Origin of the sequence: Pseudomonas sp. PI1 (assembly GCF_000812405.1) — a bacterium.
GTDB lineage: Bacteria > Pseudomonadota > Gammaproteobacteria > Pseudomonadales > Pseudomonadaceae > Pseudomonas > Pseudomonas citronellolis.
In genome coordinates, this window is record NZ_JWMC01000060.1 from 1 (window position 1) to 17,245 (window position 17,245).

The window sequence follows — 17,245 nt, forward strand, 5'->3', positions numbered from 1 at the left end:
TATGCTTTTTCATGGACTCACCCTCACTGTCGGTGGCTTCTTAGACCGCCACCGTGGCGCCTCGACGCCTCGGTGAGGGTGAGTCCATCCAATTACAAAAAAGCCAAAAGCCAAAAGCCTCAAGCCACCCGCGGCACACCGCTATGAAAGCGGAACTCCTCGTCCGGCGAACTGATGAGAGCCGCCTCGACCTCACGAATATCCGCCACCCGCCGCTGGATATCGGCCTCGTCGCCATAGCGCCGCGCCAATGCCAGGTATCCCTGGAAGTGCCGCGCCTCGGACTTGAGCAGCGAACCATAGAACTTCGCCAGGTCCGCATCCAGGTGGTCGACCAGGGCGGCGAAGCGCTCGCAGCTGCGGCATTCGATGAAGGCGCCGACGATCAGGGTGTCGACCAGCTTGTGCGGCTCGTGGTTGCGCACCGCCGCGCGCAGGCCCGAGGCGTAGCGGCCGGCGGAGATCGGCCGCAGGGGAATGCCGCGCTTCTTGAGGATCGCCAGCACCTGCTCGTGGTGGCGCAGTTCCTCGCGCGCCAGGCGCGACATGAAGTTCACCAGCTCCTCGTAGGCGCTGTACTTGGCGATCAGCGCCAGGGCGGTGCTGGCGGCCTTGAACTCGTTGTTCTTGTGGTCGATCAGCAGCACTTCCTGGTCCCGCAACGCGGCCTCGACCCAGGCATCGGGCGTGGCGCAACCGAGGAATTCGCGGATTTCGGACAACATGACGGGCTCCAGTCACTCATCGCCGCCGCGCAAAAGGGTTCGCCGGCGGCCAAAGGCGGAGCATTATACGAATGCAGCGGCGCACGGCCAGCGCCACACTTGATGCACCTCAAGAACCGCTCGGCCGGATCGCGTCTACAGTTGCTGCAAAGCAACGGCAAGTGCCAAGGGAGACGACCATGCAAGCCATCCGCAGCATTCTCGTAGTAGTGGCCCCCGACCAGCCCGACGGCCTGGCGCTCAAGCGCGCCAAGCTGATCGCCAGCGTCACTCAATCCCACCTGCACCTGCTGGCCTGCAGCAAGCAAGGCGACGCCGGCGCCCGGCTGGAGGAGCTGACCGCCAGCCTGCGCGAGGAAGGCTACAGCAGCAGTTGCCGGCAGGCCTGGCACGACAGCCTGCACGCCACCATCATCGCCGAGCAGCAGGCCGAAGGCTGCGGCCTGGTGGTCAAGCAGCACCACCCCGACAGCCCGCTGAAGAAGGCGCTGCTCACCCCCGACGACTGGAAGCTGCTGCGCTACTGCCCCGCCCCCGTGCTGCTGGTGAAGAGCGCCACGCCCTGGGCCGGGCGCAACATCCTCGCCGCGGTCGACGTCGGCAACAACGATGCCGAGCACCACGCGCTGCACGCCAATATCGTCAGCCACGCCTACGACATCGCTGGGCTGACCCACGGCCAGTTGCACGTGATCAGCGCCCACCCCTCGCCGATGCTGTCCGCCGCCGACCCGACCTTCCAGCTCAGCGAGACCATCGAGGCCCGCTACCGCGAGGCCTGCAAGGCGTTCCAGGCCGAGTACGGGGTGGACGACCAGCATCTGCACATCGAGGAAGGCCCGGCCGACGTGCTCATCCCGCGTACCGCGCACCAGTTGGACGCGGCGGTGACGGTGATCGGCACCGTGGCGCGCACCGGCTTCTCCGGCGCGCTGATCGGCAACACCGCCGAGGTGGTGCTCGACGCCCTGGAAAGTGACGTGCTGGTGCTCAAGCCGGACGAAGTCATCGCCCACCTCGACGAGCTGGCGGCCAAGGCCTGATAGCTAGGCGCCAGCCCCGGCGCCAAGCATCGCCCGCAGGCGGACGCCCTCCGCCTTGCGGCAGTTCACATGCACATCCTCCAGGCCCAGCCAGGTGGCCATTTCGCGCAACTGGCCGGCCAGCGCCAGCATCCCCTCCTCGCCCAGCGGCCGCCGCTCCTCGTGCACGGCATGGACCGCCAGGCGCCCCGCCGCCCGCTCGGCGCGCAGGTCGATGCGCGCCGCCAGGCGTTCGCCGAACAGGAAGGGCAGCACGTAGTAGCCGTAGACCCGCTTGTGCTGCGGGGTGTAGATCTCCAGGCGGTAGCGGAAGTCGAACAGCCGCTCGGTGCGGGCGCGCTCCCACACCAGGGAGTCGAAGGGCGACAGCAGCGCGCTGGCCGCCACCTTGCGCGGAATGACCGGCTCGCCGGCGACGTAGGCCGCCTGCGGCCAGCCCTGCACGCGCACCTGGCGCAGCGCGCCGGCCTCGACCAGTTCGGCCAGGCGCGCCTTGCTGTCCGCCGGCTCCAGGCGGAAGTAGTCGCGCAGGTCGGTCTCGCTGGCCACGCCCAGGGCGTTGGCGGCATGCAACAGGAGGCCGCGCTGGGCCTGCTCGGCATCCAGCTCGGGCGCATCCAGCACAGCAGCAGGCAGCACCCGCTCCGGCAGGTCATACAGCCGCTCGAAGCCACGGCGCCCGGCCACCGTCACCTCGCCGGCGGCGAACAGCCATTCCAGGGCGTGCTTCTCGTCGCTCCAGTCCCACCAGGGGCCGGCCCGCTCGCTGCGGGTGGTCAGGCTGCCGGCGCCCAGGGCGCCCTGCTCGCGCACCGCCTGCAGCACGCGCTCGATCACCTCGCGGCGTTCCTCGCCGAAGCGCGCCAACTGCTTGTAGATGCCCTGCCCCACGGCCGCGCGACGCATGCGCCAGCGCATCAGCGGATAGAGCTCCAGCGGCAGCAGGGACGCCTCGTGCCCCCAGTACTCGAACATCCGCCGATGCCGCCCGGCGCTCCAGGCCGCCTCGTCCAGCAGGGCCTGCGGGTAGCTGCCCAGGCGCGAGAACAGCGGCAGGTAGTGCGAGCGGGTCAGGGCGTTGACCGAGTCGATCTGCAGCACGCCCAGGCGTTCCAGCACCTGTTGCAGGTGCCGGCGCTGCACCTGGGCGCGCGGGCGCCGGCTGGCGAAGCCCTGGGCCGCCAGGGCCAGGCGGCGGGCTTGCTTGAGGGACAGGCTGTCGGTCATGGGCGCTTCCTGCTGGCTGGATCGAAGCCCCCGATCCTACGCCAAAGCCGCCAGCACCGACATCAGGCCGGCAGGGCCTGCGCGCTGGGCGCGGGGAACGGCCGGGCGATGCTGAAAGCCTCGGCGCTCGGCCCATGTTCGGCCAGACGCTGCAATGCCGCACGGGCCTGGGCCAAGGTCGGCAGTTGCCCGGCCGGCAGCCACCAGAGCGCCAGGCTCGGCCCCGGCAGCTTCTCCATCCATTCCTTGCGCCGGCGCAGCACGCTCAGGTGCTCGCCGCCATAGACATAGTCGCGCAACGCATCCAGGGATTCCCAGAGCGACAGGTTGACGATGATCCACGGGTCGTCGAAGGCCTGGACGCCGGTGGCGTCGCCCGCCTCGTCCTGCAGGCGCCAGACGAAGCCGGGGCTGGCTTCGGCCAGGGCGTTGATGGGCGCCAGCTGGTCGACGAAATCCTGCATCAGCGGGTGGTCGAGAGGGGCCCTGGCCCGGGCGATGTTGACCTGGGCCAGGTGGTAGCGGTGCGGCATGGGCCTTTCCTTGTGCTCGTGCAATATAGAAGGGGTTCAGCGACGCAGGTGGTCGATCCAGAAGGGCTTTTCCGCCTCCTGCAGGATGTCGGCGCGGCTCAGGCCGATGTCCTTGAGCGCCGCATCGCTGAGCCTGGCCAACTGCTCGCGCTGCCGGGCCAGTTCCCGCCAGCGCCGGATGCGGCCCAGCAGGCGCTGCCAGAAGGCCGCGCCGGCGTGCCGGCGGGTGAAGGCCGAGGGTGTCATCACGAAACCGAATTGCGCTTTCATCGTGTCGTCCTCCCTGTGGGGTTGGCGCCAGTCTCGCGCCGGGCATAAGATCAATCCAACGAATCATTCTTATGCATCCCATCTTGGAGATTGATGTATGAGCGCCTTCCCCAGCATCGACAGCGAACTGCTGCGCACCTTCGTCGCCATCGCCGACCACGGCGGCTTCACCCGCGCCGCCGAGGTGGTCAACCGCACCCAGTCGGCGGTGAGCATGCAGATGAAGCGCCTGGAGGAAGACGTGCTGGAACGCACCCTGTTCGAGCGCGACGGCCGCCAGGTGCGCCTGACGCCCGAAGGCCAGGTGCTGCTGGGCTACGCGCGGCGCATCCTGCGGCTGCAGGGCGAGGTGTTCAACACCCTGCGCCAGCCGCACATGGTCGGCGCGGTGCGCATCGGCACGCCGGACGACTACGTGATGCGCTTCCTCCCGGAAATCCTCTCGCGCTTCGCCCAGGCCTACCCGCTGGTGCAGGTGGAAGTGCATTGCGAGAGCTCCTCGCAACTGCTCACCCGCAAGGACCTGGACCTGACCATAGTCACCCGCGAGCCGGGCACCGAGATCGGCCAGTTGCTGCGCCAGGAGCCCTTCGTCTGGATGGCCGCGGAAAGCTTCTGCCCGCAGGAACAGCGCCCGCTGCCGCTGGCGATGTTCAACACCACCTGCTTCTGCCGCGCCTGGGCCTGCAATGCCCTGGAAGCGCTGGAGATCGACTACCGCATCGCCTACAGCAGCCCCAGCCTCTCCGCGCTGTTCGCCGTGGCCAGCGCGGGCCTGGCGGTCACCGCCCAGCTGCGCAGCCTGCTCACCGGCAACCTGCGCATCATCGGCGAGGAGGAAGGCCTGCCGGCCCTGCCCTCGGCGAGCATCGTGCTGCTGCGCAACCCGGCGCGGCAGTCGCCGGTCACCGACAAGCTGGCCGACTACATCGTCGAAGGCTTCGCCGCCTGAACCGGCTCACTGGCGCAGCAGGAGCAGCGCGCAAACCACCAGGAACAGGCTGAAGGCGAAGCGCAGGGCGCGCTCGGGCAGCGCGTGGGCCAGCTTCACGCCCCAGGAGATGCTCAGCAGGCCGCCGGCCGCGAGGCAAGCGCCCATGCGCCAGTCGACGTGGCCATGCAGCGCATAGGTGCCCAGCGCCACCGCCGTGCTCGGCGCGGCCAACGCCAGGGCCAGCCCCTGGGCCACCACCTGGGTGAAGCCGAACAGCGAGGTCAGCACCGGCGTGGCCAGCACGCCGCCGCCCACCCCGAACAGCCCGCCCAGGGAACCCGCGCCCAGGCCGAGGGCGGCGAACCAGGGCAGGCCCGGCGTTTCCTCGCGCGGCTGCGCCTCGCCACGCTGGCGCAGCAGCAGATAGCCGGCCAGAGTCAGCAGGAACACCACGAAGGCCGTGCGCATATGCGCTGCGTCGATGCGCAGCGCCAGGCTGGAGGCGAGAAAGGCGCAGAACAGACCGGTCACCGCGAGCACCGCCGCCTGGCCGGGATCGATGCGATTGCGCTGGTGATAACGGCGCAGCGCCAGCAGCACGTTGGGCACCACCATCACCAATGCCGTGCCCTGGGCCAGTTGCTGGTCGAGGCCGAACAGCACGCCCAGCGCCGGGATCGCCAGCAGGCCGCCGCCGATGCCGAACAACCCGCCCAGGCAACCCAGGACCAACCCCAGGACGAAATCCAGCCCCATCTCCAGCATGCGAACCTCCAAATACGTCGAGGCCATGCTAGAAAACCGCCGCTGGATGGGAAACGCAAAGCCCAGCACAATGGCTTTGCGCTTTACGCATAGGCAAGCACCATGACTCCCACCGTCCTGGAAGACCAGTTGGACCTGTTCCTCGACGTGCTCGACAGCGGCAGCTTTTCCGCCGCCGCGCGCCTGCGCCAGCTCACGCCCTCGGCGGTGGCGCGGCGCATGGATGCCCTCGAACGCGGCCTCGGCAGCCCGCTGCTGGCCCGCAGCACCCACGTGGTGCGCGCCACGCCGGCGGGCCTGGCCTTCGCCGAGCGCGCCCGGCGCATAGTCGAGGAACTGCGCCAGGCCCGCGCCGAGGCGGTGTCGCTGAGCACCGCGCCCGAAGGCCTGATCCGCATAGACGCGCCCGTGCCCTTCGGCCGCCGCCACCTGGCACCGGCCATCGCCGACTTCCTCAAGGCCAACCCCGGCCTGGACGTGCAGCTGCGCCTGATCGACAGCTTCACCGACCTGCAGGGCGACAACCTCGGCCAGGTCGACCTGGTGCTGCGCATCGGCCCGCTGCCGGACAGCCGCCTGGTGGCCACGCCGCTGGCGCCCATGCGCCGCATCGTCTGCGCCAGCGCCGACTACCTGGCCCGCCACGGCCGGCCGACCTCGCCGCTGCAGTTGCCCGAGCACGTCGGCCTGGACTGGGAAGGCCTGGCGCCGCCGCTGGCCTGGCGCTTCGCCGTCGACGGGCGCCTGCAGCACCTGCGCCCACGACGCCTGCGGCTGACCGCCAACAACGCGGAAACCCTGGTCGAAGGCGCCCTGCAGGGGCTCGGCCTGGCCCACCTGCCGACCTGGCTGTGCAGCGAATACCTGGTGCACGGCGAACTGCAGCCGCTGTTCTGCGAGCCGGGCCTGCCGGAAGCCGAACCGGGCGGCATCCACGCCCTGCGCCTGGAGCGCGGCACCCACCCGCGCAGCCAGCGCCTGCTGGCCTTCCTCGTCGAGCGCTTCGGCTTCCCGCCGCCCTGGGACAGCGCCCTCGCCGCGCACCTGGCAGGCAACGAACTGGCGAAATAATAGCCAGCGCGCTAAATTAAGGCGCAATCATCTATTCGGAGGCCCGTCATGAGCCAACCCAAGGACGCCTGCGAATCGCTCAAGCTCGACAACCAGCTGTGCTTCGCCCTCTACTCCACCTCGCTGCAGATGACCAAGGTGTACAAGCCCCTGCTCCAGCAACTGGGCCTGACCTACCCGCAGTACATCGCCATGCTGGTGCTCTGGGAACAGGACGGCATCACCGTCGGCGAGATCAGCGCGCGCATGCTCACCGACCCCGGCTCCCTCACCCCGCTGCTCAAGCGCCTGGAAGGCGAAGGCCTGATCACCCGCAAGCGCAGCGCCAGCGACGAGCGGGTGGTCGAACTGCGCCTGACCGACAAGGGCCGGGAGCTGCGCCAGCAGGCCGAGAGCATCCCGGCCTGCATCCTCGCCGCCAGCGGCCTGTCCCTCGAAGAACTGGGCAGGCTGAAGAACGAACTGGTGGACCTGCGCGGCAGCCTGCAAGGCTCGGACTAGGCGCTTATTCCAGGATCGCGAATACCTTATCGCGAATTCTTCCAATAAATATATTGCACGCAAAATAACACAGGACTAACTTCTGCCTCACGCACTTAGTTAGTGCGCAAAATTTTAACGAACAAACAGACATCCGGAGACACCGCCATGCAAACCATCAAAGCCCTCTACACCGCCACTGCCACCGCGACCGGAGGCCGCGACGGCCGCGCCGTCTCCTCCGACGGCAACCTCGACGTGAAACTGACCACCCCGCGCGAACTGGGCGGCCAGGGCGGCGCCGCGACCAACCCCGAACAGCTCTTCGCCGCCGGCTACTCGGCCTGCTTCATCGGCGCGCTGAAGTTCGTCGCCAGCCAGAGCAAGCGCCAGTTGCCCGCCGACGCCTCCATCACCGGCAAGGTCGGCATCGGCCAGATCCCCGGCGGCTTCGGCCTGGAAGTGGAACTGAACATCGCCCTGCCGGGCCTGGAACGCGCCGTCGCCGAGGAATTGGTGGCCGCGGCCCACCAGGTCTGCCCGTACTCCAACGCCACCCGCGGCAACATCGACGTGCGCCTGAACATCGCCGTCTGACCCCACCCAGCCCAAGGAGACCCGAACATGAAAGCGCTCAGCAAAACCCTCGCAGGCGGCCTGCTCGCCCTGGCCATCGGCAACGCCTTCGCCGCCGGCAGCCCCGGCGTGCAGCACGACACCCAGGCCTTCCTCGAAGCCCTGCAGGCCGGCGGCGGCAAACCTCTGGAAACCCTGTCGCCGAAAGACGCCCGCGCGGTGCTGAGCGGCGCCCAGGCCTCGGTGAAGGTCGACCTTTCCGGCACCAACGTCAGCGAGAAGACCATCCAGGCAGACGGCCAGCGCATCAAGCTGACCATCGTGCGCCCGGCAGGCGCCAAGGGCACCCTGCCCGCTTTCATGTTCTTCCACGGCGGCGGCTGGGTGCTGGGCGACTACCCGACCCACGCCCGGCTGATCCGCGACCTGGTGGTGAACTCCGGCGCGGTGGCGGTGTACGTCGACTACACGCCCTCCCCCGAGGCCCATTACCCGGTGGCGATCAACCAGGCCTACGCCGCCACCAGGTGGGTAGCCGAGCACGGCAAGGAAATCGACGTCGACGGCGCGCGCCTGGCGGTGGCCGGCAACAGCGTCGGCGGCAACATGGCCGCGGTGGTCGCACTGATGGCCAAGGACAAGGGCACACCGAAGCTGCGCTTCCAGGCCCTGCTGTGGCCGGTGACCGACGCCAGCTTCGAGACCGGCTCATACGGCCAGTTCGCCCAGGGGCACTTCCTCACCAAGCCGATGATGCAGTGGTTCTGGGACAGCTACACCACCGACGCCAAGCAGCGCGCCGAAATCTACGCCTCGCCGCTGCGCGCCAGCACCGAGCAACTGAAAGGCCTGCCGCCGGCACTGGTGCAGACCGCCGAGTTCGACGTGCTGCGCGACGAAGGCGAAGCCTACGCCCGCAAGCTGGACGCCGCCGGCGTGGCCGTCGCCGCCACGCGCTACAACGGCATGATCCACGACTACGGCCTGCTCAACCCGCTGGCCAAGGTGCCCGCCGTGCAGGCCGCCATGCGCCAGGCCGGCGAGGAGTTGAAGGCGCACCTTAAGTAACGGACGCCAGAAACGAAGAAGCCCGGCATCTGCCCCCTCACCCCAGCCTTCTCCCGAAGGGAGAGGGGGCAGTTCGTGCCACCGGGGCGTCCGGCGTGGCCGGTGGTTCCAATCGCGGACGGAGTCCTTCCCAGCAACTTGTAGGAGCGGGCCCTGCCCGCGATTCGCGCGCAGGGCGCGCTCCTACAGGGGAGTGGCGCGGCTGGGGCGGATCTCATCCGCGAAACGCGCCGATACGTCCGGCTATCGCGGACAAGGCCCGCTCCTACCCCCTCCGGCAAACACAAGACCCGTAGGATGGCGTTGAGCGAAGCGATACCCATCACCTGGACCGCATGGGTTTCGCCAAGGCTCAACCCATGCGTTGAGGCGCACCTTGGCGCAGCCGGCAAGACAGTTGCTCCTACGCCCGGGGGCGCCTGGTTCGGGCCTGCGTGGCGGGGAGTTCGCGAATGAAAAAATGCCGTTTCTCCCAGAAAGAGAAACGGCATTCTTTCTTGAGTGAAAAGCTCTACGGCATCTGCCGGGCTTTTCACATCACGCGAAGGCTCAGGCCTTGACGCGGGACTTGTACTCGCCGGTGCGGGTATCGATCTCGATGGAGTCGCCGATTTCGCAGAACGCGGAAACCTGCAGCTCGGCACCGTTCTTCAGGCGAGCGGTCTTCATGACCTTGCCAGAAGTATCGCCACGGACAGCCGGCTCGGTGTAGACGATTTCACGAACGATGGTGGTCGGCAGTTCGACGGAGATCACCTTGTCGTTGTAGAAAACCGCTTCGCAGACGTCGGTCATGCCGTCTTCGATGAAGGTCAGCACGCCTTCCAGGTCGCCCTTCTCGATCTCGTACTGGTTGAACTCGTTGTCCATGAAGACGTACAGCGGGTCCGCGAAGTAGGAGTAGGTCACTTCCTTGCGGTCGAGGATGATCGGTTCCAGCTTGTCATCGGCCTTGAACACGGTCTCGGTGCCGGCGCCGGTCAGCAGGTTCTTCAGCTTCATCTTGACGACGGCGCTGTTACGGCCGGACTTGTTGAACTCGGCCTTCTGGATGACCCAGGGGGCGCCGTTGATGTTGGCAACCTGGCCTGCGCGGAACTCTTGAGCGGTTTTCATACGAATATCCGATTTGGATTGGAGACAAAAAACAGGGGACGTATCATAGCCAATTTGTATAAAAACGCACCAGCCCCGCGGCGAGATCCGGCTGTGCGGCATGCTTTTCGCTCCAGCGCAGCGCCCATTCCCGCCAGGCTCCGGCCCGTTTCTGCAGCGTCGCCCAGGCCGTCGCCGCATTGCCAAGGCCGTTCCAGGCGTGCCAGTAGGCCAGCAGGTCAGCCTCGAGCCCGGGCTCCATGCCCTGGGTATAGATAGAGAGGAAGGCGTCCAGCTTCTCCAGGTGCACGCCCTCCTCCTGCTCATAGATGTGCCAGACGAATGGCCGCCCCGCCCAGAGCGCACGAACGAAGGAATCCTCGCCGCGCACCGCATTGAGGTCGCAGCTCCACAGCAGCAGGTCGTAGTCCTCCTGGCGGACGAACGGCAAGACCTGCAGGCGCAGGTTGCCGCGCCGATGGCGGTCGCCCGGCGCCAGCCCCGGCAGGCCCAGCCAGTCGGCGACATCACCCAGCACCCGCCCTTCCGGCACCAGCAGCAGCGTCGGCTGCGCGTCTTGCGCCAGCGCGTCCAGCCAGGACGCCAGCGCCGGGTTCTCGTAGGCGAACAGGGAAATCAGACGCTCCCTACCCTCCACTTCCACGCCAAGGGAGGCCAGGAATGCCCGGCGGCTGGCGTCGTCCGCCTGGAAGGCCCGGCGCCGCTCGATCAGCCCCGCCTCCCGCAGCAGGCCGCCGACGCCCGGCTGCACCCCGGGGAAATAGAAGTACTTCTGCAGGCCGTTGGCCTGCAGCGAAGGCAGGCCGTGGCAGGCAGCCACCCAGTCCTCGGCGCTGAGGTATTCCAGGTTCAGCCACAGCGGTGGCACGGCGCGCTCGCGCATGGCCTCCACATAAGCCGGCGGCAACGGGCAGGCGAATGCCTCGATGACCACGTCGGCGGCCGGCGTGTCTTCCCACAGCGCAGGCCAGTGGCGGACTTCGACGCCCGCCTGGCGCTGGCCGGGCAGCGCCGGATCGGCCCCGGGGCACAGCCGCGCGAAGGCATTCAGGTCGTCCACCCACAGGCGCACCGCCTGGCCATGCTCGCCGGCGAGCTGGCGCGCCAGGCGCCAGGTCACGCCGATGTCGCCATAGTTGTCCACCACGCAGCAGAAGATGTCCCAGCTCGCCATCGCACTCGCCTTTGGAAGGAAGCCGCCAGTTTAGCAAGGCGGGCCGCCCCGGTTTCCCCTCGACGTCCTTAAGCCGATGAATCCGTTGAAAAAACATTTGCCTTTCGGAAAACCTTTGAGTAAAGTGCGCGCCTCGACAGACACAGCGCTGTCGAAACCCTGGTGAGGTGTCCGAGCGGTTGAAGGAGCACGCCTGGAAAGTGTGTATACGGGAAACCGTATCGAGGGTTCGAATCCCTCCCTCACCGCCAGATCAAAAAGCCCGGCTGACTGATGAAGTTAGCCGGGCTTTTTCGTTCCAGCGCGTTGCACTCGCAATGCACCCTTGCAATTGGCGACACAGTTAGTCGCCATTAGTTCCCAGCAGACTTTCGTCCTATCGCGTTTTAGCATTACTTCGGACGTCTATACTCGGATATTCCGCCCTCGCCTCGGCTCCTCCCAACAGCCCCGCTGTAGGGCAGTCGCGGACACTTGCACATTTTTTGCACAACTACCGGGCAATTAAGAGTTCAAGCAGGCCCGGCATGAAAAAAAAGTGCCGTACTTGCGCTTGGTCAGTTTACTTACTACAAGTAATGAGTACTATGTAGTCCGGCTAATTTCCCAGTCCCATGGGGAATTGCTTTAATGGAAATGTCCACCTTAAGGGGAACACGATGAACAACGTTCTGAAATTCTCTGCTCTGGCTCTGGCTGCTGTTCTGGCCACCGGTTGCAGCAGCCACTCGAAAGAAACCGAAGCCCGTCTGACCGCTACTGAAGACGCCGCTGCCCGTGCCCAAGCCCGCGCTGACGAAGCCTATCGTCACGCTGACGAAGCTCTGGCCGCTGCTCAGAAAGCCCAGCAGACTGCTGACGAGGCTAACGAGCGCGCTCTGCGTATGCTGGACAAAGCCAGCCGCAAGTAATAGATCCTCGGATCTGTTCGAAAAGCCGACCTCTCGAGGTCGGCTTTTTTATTGCCCGGACTTTCTCCTAGGCAATGAAAAGCCCGCGGACCTTGCGGTCGGCGGGCTCGGCACAACGGCGCAGGCGTCAGGGCATCTGCACGGTGGTGTTCTCGCTGGCAGCCACCGAGGAACCGGGCTGCTGCGGCATGGCGATGGCCACTGGCAGGCCGTCTTCGGCGGCCACCACTTCGCGCACCACGTTCCAGTCCATCTGCATCTGGTTGGCGATGTCTTCGCGCTTGAGCAGCGCGTTGATCACCGCGGTGTGCTTGTCCACGACCGAGGGATTGCCGTGGTCGTCGATCGGCGTATGGGCCTCGAGGTAGATCTTGCCTTCACTGCGGCCGAACTTGTACGGCTCGTTGATGATGCGCACCGAAGTGCCCACCGGCACCATCGGGAACAGCTCGGTCACGTCGCCGTTGTACATGCGGAAGCAACCGTGGCTGGTGCGGGTGCCGATGCCGAACTTCTTGTTCGAGCCGTGGATCAGGTAGCCGGGAACGCCCAGCGACATCTTGAACGGGCCCAGCGGGTTGTCCGGCCCCGGCGGCACCACGGTCGGCAGCGGGTCGCCGTCGGCGGCGTGCTCGGCGCGGATCGACGCCGGCGGGTACCAGGCCGGGTCCTTGGTCTTGGCGACGATGCTGGTGTGGGCGATGGGCGAGCCCCAGCCCTCGCGGCCGATACCCAGCGGGTAGGTGTAGACCACGTTCTTGCCTTTGGGGAAGTAGTACAGGCGGTACTCGGCGATGTTGATCACGATGCCTTCGCGCGGGCCCGGCGGCAGGATGAAGCGCGTCGGGATGATGACCTCGGTGCCCACGCCGGGCAGCCAGGCGTCGACGCCCGGGTTGGCGGCGAGCATCTCCTGGTAGCCCAGGTCATAGGTCTGGCCGAGGTCGGCGAAGGTGTCTTCGTACTTGGCCTTGATGACCTGCACCTGGCCGACGATATCCTCGCCGGGCGCCGGCAGCGGCAGCTCGAGGGCGGAAACGGGGCCGGCCGAGAGCAGCGCGGCAAAAGACAGCGAGCAGGCGGCGATAACACGCGACAACATCCGGAGATCCTTGGCGAGAGCACAGTTGACAGAGGGGGCGGTAGTGTACCACTCAGACCCTATTTTCCGGGAGAGTTCACAATACCCAGGAAAATCGTTGCCCGCGTTTTTCCTGTTCCAGGCGTTTCAGGCATTCCGGGCACAGCCGCCGGTCGCGCAGCTGCGGTCGCCGGGCCTCGCGCCAGAGCGGTTGCGCCGGCAGCAGGCCGCCGCACAGGGTGCGGTCCGCGGGGGAGCCGAGCTCCAGCTGCCGGGCGACGAGATGCACGCGCACCTCGCGGCAGGCGAACAGATCGAGCTGGGAATCGGGTTCGATCAGCTGGTAGGCGAAGAGGGTCCAGGCGGGGCGGGACATGGCGGCTCCTGAAGGGTGCGCAAACATAGCGGAAAGCTCCCGCGCGGGGAAGCCTTCCGACAGCCCGGCGATCAGAGCAGCGGCTTGAGCTGCGGCCAGACGTTCTCCAGCAGGCGCGGCTGCGCGACCACGGCCGGATGGATGCCGTCGGCCTGCATCATCTGCGGCACGCCGCCCACGCCATCGAGGAAGAACGGCACCAGCGGCACCCCGCCCTGCTCGGCGACCTGCTGGAACACCCGGGCGAAAGCCTGGGTATAGCGTTCACCGTAGTTGGGCGGCAGGCGCATGCCCAGCAGCAGCACCTTGGCCCCGGCCTGGCGCGAGGCCGCGACCATCGAAGCAAGATTCTGTTGCAATTGCTGCGGCGCCTGCCCGCGCAGGCCGTCGTTGCCGCCCAGCTCGATCACAACGACGCTGGGTTTCTCCCCGGAAAGCAGCGCCGGCAGGCGCGCCAGGCCACCGGCGCTGGTGTCGCCGCTGACCGAGGCATTGACCACCCGGTAGTCGAAACCCTCGTCCTTCAGCCGCTGTTCCAGCAGGCTGACCCAGCCGCGGCCGGTATCCACCCCCAAACCGGCGCTGATACTATCGCCGACGACCAGCAGCGTCTGCGCCGCGGCTTGCTGGGCGACCAGCAGCAACGCCAGGCAGACGCTCGATAGCCATGCACGCATCGGACCCTCCATGAGCGAAAGCATTCTCACCGCGCGCAACCTTAGCAAGGTCGTTCCCAGCGCGGAAGGCGAGCTGACCATCCTCCACGACCTCTCCCTGGCCCTGCAGCGCGGCGACAGCCTGGCCATCGTCGGCAGTTCCGGCTCCGGCAAGTCCACCCTGCTCGGCCTGCTGGCCGGGCTCGACGAGCCCAGCGGCGGCAGCGTGGAACTGGCCGGGCACCACCTGGGCGAGCTCGACGAGGACCAGCGCGCGCGGGTGCGCGCCGCCCACGTCGGCTTCGTCTTCCAGTCGTTCCAGCTGCTCGACAGCCTCGACGCCCTGGAAAACGTCATGCTACCCCTGGAGCTGGAGGGCCGCAGCGACGCCCGCGAGCGCGCCCGCACCCTGCTCGAGCGCGTCGGCCTGGGCCAGCGCCTGACCCACTACCCGCGCCAGCTCTCCGGCGGCGAGCAGCAGCGCGTCGCCATCGCCCGCGCCTTCGCCGCCGAACCCGACGTGCTGTTCGCCGACGAGCCCACCGGCAACCTCGACAGCACCACCGGCGAGCGCATCAGCGACCTGCTCTTCGAGCTCAACCGCGAGCGCCGCACCACCCTGGTCCTGGTCACCCACGACGAGCGCCTGGCGCACCGCTGCCAGCGGCAGATCCGCCTGGAAAGCGGCCACCTGATCGACCACGCGGAGCCCTGAGCCGATGAAATCGCTGCCGCTGTCGCGTCTGTTCGGCCTGGCCCTGCGCCAATTGCTGCGCGAGTGGAGCAGCGGCGAGCTGCGCGTGCTGTTCTTCGCCCTGCTGGTGGCGGTGGCCGCCAGCTCCGCCATCGGCTATTTCAGCGCGCGATTGAACGGCGCCATGCTGGTGCGCGCCTCGGAATTCCTCGGCGCCGACCTGGTCCTCAGCGGCACCCAGCCGGCCGCGCCGGAGCAGATCGACAGCGGCAATCGCCTGGGCCTGAAGCACGCCTACAGCGTCGAGTTCTCCAGCGTCATCGCCACCGACCAGGGCATCCAGCTCAGCAGCGTCAAGGCGGTGGACGACAGCTACCCGCTGCGCGGCGAGCTGAAGAGCGCGGCGGCGCCCCTGGAGCCGGAACGCGCCGGCGGCCGGCCGCAACCCGGCGAGGTCTGGGTGGAGTCGCGGCTGCTCACCAGCCTCGACCTGAAGGTCGGCGACAGCATCGAGATCGGCCGCCAGGCCCTGCGCATCGCCCGCGTGCTGACCTACGAGCCGGACCGCGCCGGCGACTTCTACAGCCTCACCCCGCGGGTGCTGATGAACCTGCACGACCTGGAGGCCACCGGCGTGGTCCAGCCCGGCAGCCGGGTGCGCTACCGCGACCTCTGGGAAGGCGACGGCCAGGCCCTGCAGGCTTACCGCCGCGCGGTGGAACCGGGGCTTGCGGCGAACCAGCGGCTGCTCGACGCGCACCACGGCAACCGCCAGATCGGCGACGCCCTGGAGCGCGCCGAGCGCTACCTGAACCTGGCCAGCCTGGCGGCCATCCTCCTCGCCGGCGTGGCGGTGGCGCTCTCGGCCAACCGCTTCGCCGCCCGCCGCTTCGACGCCAGCGCCCTGCTCCGCTGCCTGGGCCTGACGCGCCGCGAAGCGCTGCTGCTCTATGGCCTGCAGCTGTTCAGCCTGGGCCTGGCCGCCAGCCTGCTCGGCGCGCTGCTCGGCTACCTGGCGCAGCTCGGCCTGGTGACGCTGCTGGGCGACCTGCTGCCGCCACAGATTCCGCCGGCCGGGCCAGTGCCGGCGCTGGCCGGCGTGGCCACCGGCCTGGTCGCCCTCGCCGGTTTCGCCCTGCCGCCGCTGGCCGCCCTGGGCCGGGTGCCGCCGCTGCGGGTGCTGCGCAGCGACCTGCTGCCAGTACCCATGCGCAGTTGGCTGGCCTACGGCTGCGCGCTGCTGGCGCTGGGCCTGATCATGTGGCGGCTGAGCCTGGACCTGCGCCTGACCCTGGCCCTGCTGGGCGGCGGCGTGGTCGCCGCAGCCATCCTCGGCGCCCTGCTGCTGCTCGCCCTGAACGGCCTGCGCCGCCTGCTGTCGCGCGCCAGCCTGCCCTGGCGCCTGGGCCTGGGCCAGTTGCTGCGCCACCCGCTGGCCGCCGCCGGGCAAAGCCTGGCCTTCGGCCTGATCCTGCTGGCCATGGCGCTGATCGCCCTGCTGCGCGGCGAACTGCTGGACACCTGGCACGCCCAGTTGCCGGCCAACGCGCCCAACTATTTCGCCCTGAACATCCTGCCGGCGGAAAAGGACGCCTTCGAAGCCCGCGTGCGCCAGGTCTCGCCCAACGCCGAAGGGCTGTTCCCCATGGTCCCCGGGCGCCTGGTGGCGGTGAACGGCCAGCCGGTGCAGACGCTCAGCGAAGACGTGCGCAGCGAGCGCGCCCTGCAGCGCGACCTCGGCCTGACCTGGTCGCAGAAGCTGCCCGCCGGCAACCAGCTGGTGGCCGGGCGCTGGTGGGGCGACGCGCCGGCCGGCGAACTGCCCGGCGTCTCGGTGGAGGAAAAACTCGCCGGCAACCTCGGCATCAAGCTCGGCGACCGCCTGAGCTTCAACGTCGCCGGGCAGACCCGCGAGGTGCAGGTGCAGAGCCTGCGCTCGGTGAAGTGGGACAACTTCCAGCCGAACTTCTTCATGGTCTTCCAGCCCGGCACTCTCGCCGACCTGCCGGTGACCTACCTGACCAGCTTCTACCTGCCCGGCAGCGACCAGCGCAGCGCCATCGAGCTGGCCCGAGCCTTCCCCACCGTCACCCTGCTGCCGGTGGACGTGCTGCTGGCGCAGCTGCGCAGCATCCTCGACCAGGTCACCCTGGCGGTGGAATACGTGCTGGTGTTCGTCCTCGCCGCCGGCTTCGTAGTGCTCTTCGCCGGCCTGCAGGCCACCCTCGACGAGCGCCTGCGCCAGGGCGCCCTGCTGCGCGCCCTGGGCGCCGAGCGCGAGCTGCTGCAACGCACCCGGCGCAGCGAGTTCGCCCTGCTCGGCGCGGTCAGCGGCGTGCTGGCGGCCCTGGGCTGCGAGCTGATCAGCTACCTGCTCTACAGCCTGGTGTTCCAGTTGCCCTGGCATCCGCACCCCTGGCTGCTCGGCCTGCCGCTGCTGGGCGCGTTGCTGGTGGGCGGCGCCGGGCTGTTCGGCACGCGCCGGGCGCTGACCCTGAGCCCGCTGCGCCTGCTCCGCGAAGGCTGATAGACTTCCAGGCTTGCC

General features: G+C 68.1%; 19 protein-coding genes and 1 tRNA gene. 10 read left to right on the forward strand and 10 right to left on the reverse strand.

Translation table 11 applies throughout. The features are described from left to right. Positions 1-119: 119 nt before the first annotated feature. Entirely contained in the window at positions 120-725 is a 606-nt protein-coding gene (locus RN02_RS19505) for a tRNA-(ms[2]io[6]A)-hydroxylase (RefSeq protein ID WP_043316066.1), read from the reverse strand. Positions 726-904: 179 nt separating this feature from the next. Here RN02_RS19505 and RN02_RS19510 point away from each other — a divergent pair, with 179 nt between their 5' ends. Beyond that, positions 905-1,768, forward strand: a complete 864-nt coding sequence (locus RN02_RS19510) for a universal stress protein (RefSeq protein WP_009623480.1) — start codon at positions 905-907, stop codon at positions 1,766-1,768. A 3-nt stretch (positions 1,769-1,771) separates the two neighbouring features. Here the strand turns inward: RN02_RS19510 and RN02_RS19515 are convergent, their stop codons facing one another. The 3 genes from RN02_RS19515 to RN02_RS19525 all read right to left on the reverse strand — a co-directional run bounded on the left by RN02_RS19515 (position 1,772) and on the right by RN02_RS19525 (position 3,798). After that, entirely contained in the window at positions 1,772-2,995 is a 1,224-nt protein-coding gene (locus tag RN02_RS19515; protein ID WP_043316068.1) for a winged helix-turn-helix domain-containing protein, read from the reverse strand. 62 nt (positions 2,996-3,057) lie between these two features. Further along, positions 3,058-3,528, reverse strand: coding sequence for a DUF3291 domain-containing protein (locus RN02_RS19520; protein WP_043316069.1), 471 nt, complete (start codon positions 3,526-3,528; stop codon positions 3,058-3,060). A gap of 36 nt (positions 3,529-3,564) precedes the next feature. Further along, complete coding sequence (locus tag RN02_RS19525) at positions 3,565-3,798, reverse strand: DUF1127 domain-containing protein (RefSeq protein ID WP_009623489.1); 234 nt, start codon at positions 3,796-3,798, stop codon at positions 3,565-3,567. 97 nt (positions 3,799-3,895) lie between these two features. Here RN02_RS19525 and RN02_RS19530 point away from each other — a divergent pair, with 97 nt between their 5' ends. Then, on the forward strand, positions 3,896-4,750 hold the full coding sequence (locus RN02_RS19530) for a LysR substrate-binding domain-containing protein (RefSeq protein WP_009623491.1): 855 nt from the start codon (positions 3,896-3,898) through the stop codon (positions 4,748-4,750). Between the two features lie 6 nt (positions 4,751-4,756). Here the strand turns inward: RN02_RS19530 and RN02_RS19535 are convergent, their stop codons facing one another. Then, positions 4,757-5,497, reverse strand: a complete 741-nt coding sequence (locus RN02_RS19535; protein WP_043316072.1) for a sulfite exporter TauE/SafE family protein — start codon at positions 5,495-5,497, stop codon at positions 4,757-4,759. Positions 5,498-5,599: 102 nt separating this feature from the next. Here RN02_RS19535 and RN02_RS19540 point away from each other — a divergent pair, with 102 nt between their 5' ends. The 4 genes from RN02_RS19540 (at position 5,600) to RN02_RS19555 (ending at position 8,692) form a co-directional block, all read left to right on the forward strand. Next, entirely contained in the window at positions 5,600-6,568 is a 969-nt protein-coding gene (locus RN02_RS19540; RefSeq protein WP_043316074.1) for a LysR family transcriptional regulator, read from the forward strand. Between the two features lie 48 nt (positions 6,569-6,616). Then, positions 6,617-7,069, forward strand: a complete 453-nt coding sequence (locus tag RN02_RS19545; protein ID WP_043316076.1) for a MarR family winged helix-turn-helix transcriptional regulator — start codon at positions 6,617-6,619, stop codon at positions 7,067-7,069. Between the two features lie 147 nt (positions 7,070-7,216). Further along, a complete protein-coding gene (locus tag RN02_RS19550; protein ID WP_009623499.1) occupies positions 7,217-7,645 on the forward strand; it encodes an organic hydroperoxide resistance protein in 429 nt (142 codons plus the stop codon). A 27-nt stretch (positions 7,646-7,672) separates the two neighbouring features. Next, entirely contained in the window at positions 7,673-8,692 is a 1,020-nt protein-coding gene (locus tag RN02_RS19555; protein WP_043316077.1) for an alpha/beta hydrolase, read from the forward strand. 549 nt (positions 8,693-9,241) lie between these two features. On the opposite strand, the gene efp is transcribed toward RN02_RS19555, so the two are convergent. Together efp and earP are read right to left on the reverse strand one after the other, a co-directional pair. Then, a complete protein-coding gene (efp, locus tag RN02_RS19560) occupies positions 9,242-9,808 on the reverse strand; it encodes an elongation factor P (protein WP_009623501.1) in 567 nt (188 codons plus the stop codon). 43 nt (positions 9,809-9,851) lie between these two features. Continuing rightward, positions 9,852-10,982 (reverse strand): elongation factor P maturation arginine rhamnosyltransferase EarP, encoded by a 1,131-nt coding sequence (gene earP / locus RN02_RS19565; RefSeq protein WP_043316079.1) that lies wholly within the window; start codon positions 10,980-10,982, stop codon positions 9,852-9,854. Between the two features lie 161 nt (positions 10,983-11,143). Here earP and RN02_RS19570 point away from each other — a divergent pair. Together RN02_RS19570 and oprI are read left to right on the forward strand one after the other, a co-directional pair. Further along, positions 11,144-11,233 (forward strand) — tRNA-Ser (locus tag RN02_RS19570). Positions 11,234-11,641: 408 nt separating this feature from the next. Continuing rightward, positions 11,642-11,893, forward strand: a complete 252-nt coding sequence (gene oprI, locus RN02_RS19575; RefSeq protein ID WP_024128796.1) for an outer membrane lipoprotei OprI — start codon at positions 11,642-11,644, stop codon at positions 11,891-11,893. Positions 11,894-12,020: 127 nt separating this feature from the next. Here oprI and RN02_RS19580 read toward each other — a convergent pair whose 3' ends face one another. The 3 genes from RN02_RS19580 to RN02_RS19590 all read right to left on the reverse strand — a co-directional run bounded on the left by RN02_RS19580 (position 12,021) and on the right by RN02_RS19590 (position 14,027). After that, complete coding sequence (locus tag RN02_RS19580; protein ID WP_009623505.1) at positions 12,021-12,995, reverse strand: L,D-transpeptidase family protein; 975 nt, start codon at positions 12,993-12,995, stop codon at positions 12,021-12,023. Between the two features lie 76 nt (positions 12,996-13,071). Next, on the reverse strand, positions 13,072-13,350 hold the full coding sequence (locus RN02_RS19585) for a hypothetical protein (protein ID WP_009623507.1): 279 nt from the start codon (positions 13,348-13,350) through the stop codon (positions 13,072-13,074). A gap of 71 nt (positions 13,351-13,421) precedes the next feature. Next, positions 13,422-14,027, reverse strand: a complete 606-nt coding sequence (locus tag RN02_RS19590; protein WP_043316080.1) for an arylesterase — start codon at positions 14,025-14,027, stop codon at positions 13,422-13,424. Between the two features lie 10 nt (positions 14,028-14,037). Here RN02_RS19590 and RN02_RS19595 point away from each other — a divergent pair, with 10 nt between their 5' ends. Next, positions 14,038-14,721 (forward strand): ABC transporter ATP-binding protein, encoded by a 684-nt coding sequence (locus RN02_RS19595; protein WP_043316082.1) that lies wholly within the window; start codon positions 14,038-14,040, stop codon positions 14,719-14,721. A 13-nt stretch (positions 14,722-14,734) separates the two neighbouring features. Continuing rightward, positions 14,735-17,227 carry an ABC transporter permease gene (locus tag RN02_RS19600; RefSeq protein ID WP_152623786.1) on the forward strand — a complete coding sequence of 831 codons (2,493 nt, stop codon included), beginning with the start codon at positions 14,735-14,737 and terminating at the stop codon, positions 17,225-17,227. Positions 17,228-17,245 lie beyond the last annotated feature (18 nt).

Coding starts and splice junctions, on each gene's coding strand:
- RN02_RS19505 (WP_043316066.1), bottom strand. CDS start 725: ATGTTGTCCGAAATCCGCGAATTCCTCGGTTGCGCCACGCCCGATGCC.
- RN02_RS19510 (WP_009623480.1), top strand. CDS start 905: ATGCAAGCCATCCGCAGCATTCTCGTAGTAGTGGCCCCCGACCAGCCC.
- RN02_RS19515 (WP_043316068.1), bottom strand. CDS start 2,995: ATGACCGACAGCCTGTCCCTCAAGCAAGCCCGCCGCCTGGCCCTGGCG.
- RN02_RS19520 (WP_043316069.1), bottom strand. CDS start 3,528: ATGCCGCACCGCTACCACCTGGCCCAGGTCAACATCGCCCGGGCCAGG.
- RN02_RS19525 (WP_009623489.1), bottom strand. CDS start 3,798: ATGAAAGCGCAATTCGGTTTCGTGATGACACCCTCGGCCTTCACCCGC.
- RN02_RS19530 (WP_009623491.1), top strand. CDS start 3,896: ATGAGCGCCTTCCCCAGCATCGACAGCGAACTGCTGCGCACCTTCGTC.
- RN02_RS19535 (WP_043316072.1), bottom strand. CDS start 5,497: ATGCTGGAGATGGGGCTGGATTTCGTCCTGGGGTTGGTCCTGGGTTGC.
- RN02_RS19540 (WP_043316074.1), top strand. CDS start 5,600: ATGACTCCCACCGTCCTGGAAGACCAGTTGGACCTGTTCCTCGACGTG.
- RN02_RS19545 (WP_043316076.1), top strand. CDS start 6,617: ATGAGCCAACCCAAGGACGCCTGCGAATCGCTCAAGCTCGACAACCAG.
- RN02_RS19550 (WP_009623499.1), top strand. CDS start 7,217: ATGCAAACCATCAAAGCCCTCTACACCGCCACTGCCACCGCGACCGGA.
- RN02_RS19555 (WP_043316077.1), top strand. CDS start 7,673: ATGAAAGCGCTCAGCAAAACCCTCGCAGGCGGCCTGCTCGCCCTGGCC.
- efp (WP_009623501.1), bottom strand. CDS start 9,808: ATGAAAACCGCTCAAGAGTTCCGCGCAGGCCAGGTTGCCAACATCAAC.
- earP (WP_043316079.1), bottom strand. CDS start 10,982: ATGGCGAGCTGGGACATCTTCTGCTGCGTGGTGGACAACTATGGCGAC.
- oprI (WP_024128796.1), top strand. CDS start 11,642: ATGAACAACGTTCTGAAATTCTCTGCTCTGGCTCTGGCTGCTGTTCTG.
- RN02_RS19580 (WP_009623505.1), bottom strand. CDS start 12,995: ATGTTGTCGCGTGTTATCGCCGCCTGCTCGCTGTCTTTTGCCGCGCTG.
- RN02_RS19585 (WP_009623507.1), bottom strand. CDS start 13,350: ATGTCCCGCCCCGCCTGGACCCTCTTCGCCTACCAGCTGATCGAACCC.
- RN02_RS19590 (WP_043316080.1), bottom strand. CDS start 14,027: ATGCGTGCATGGCTATCGAGCGTCTGCCTGGCGTTGCTGCTGGTCGCC.
- RN02_RS19595 (WP_043316082.1), top strand. CDS start 14,038: ATGAGCGAAAGCATTCTCACCGCGCGCAACCTTAGCAAGGTCGTTCCC.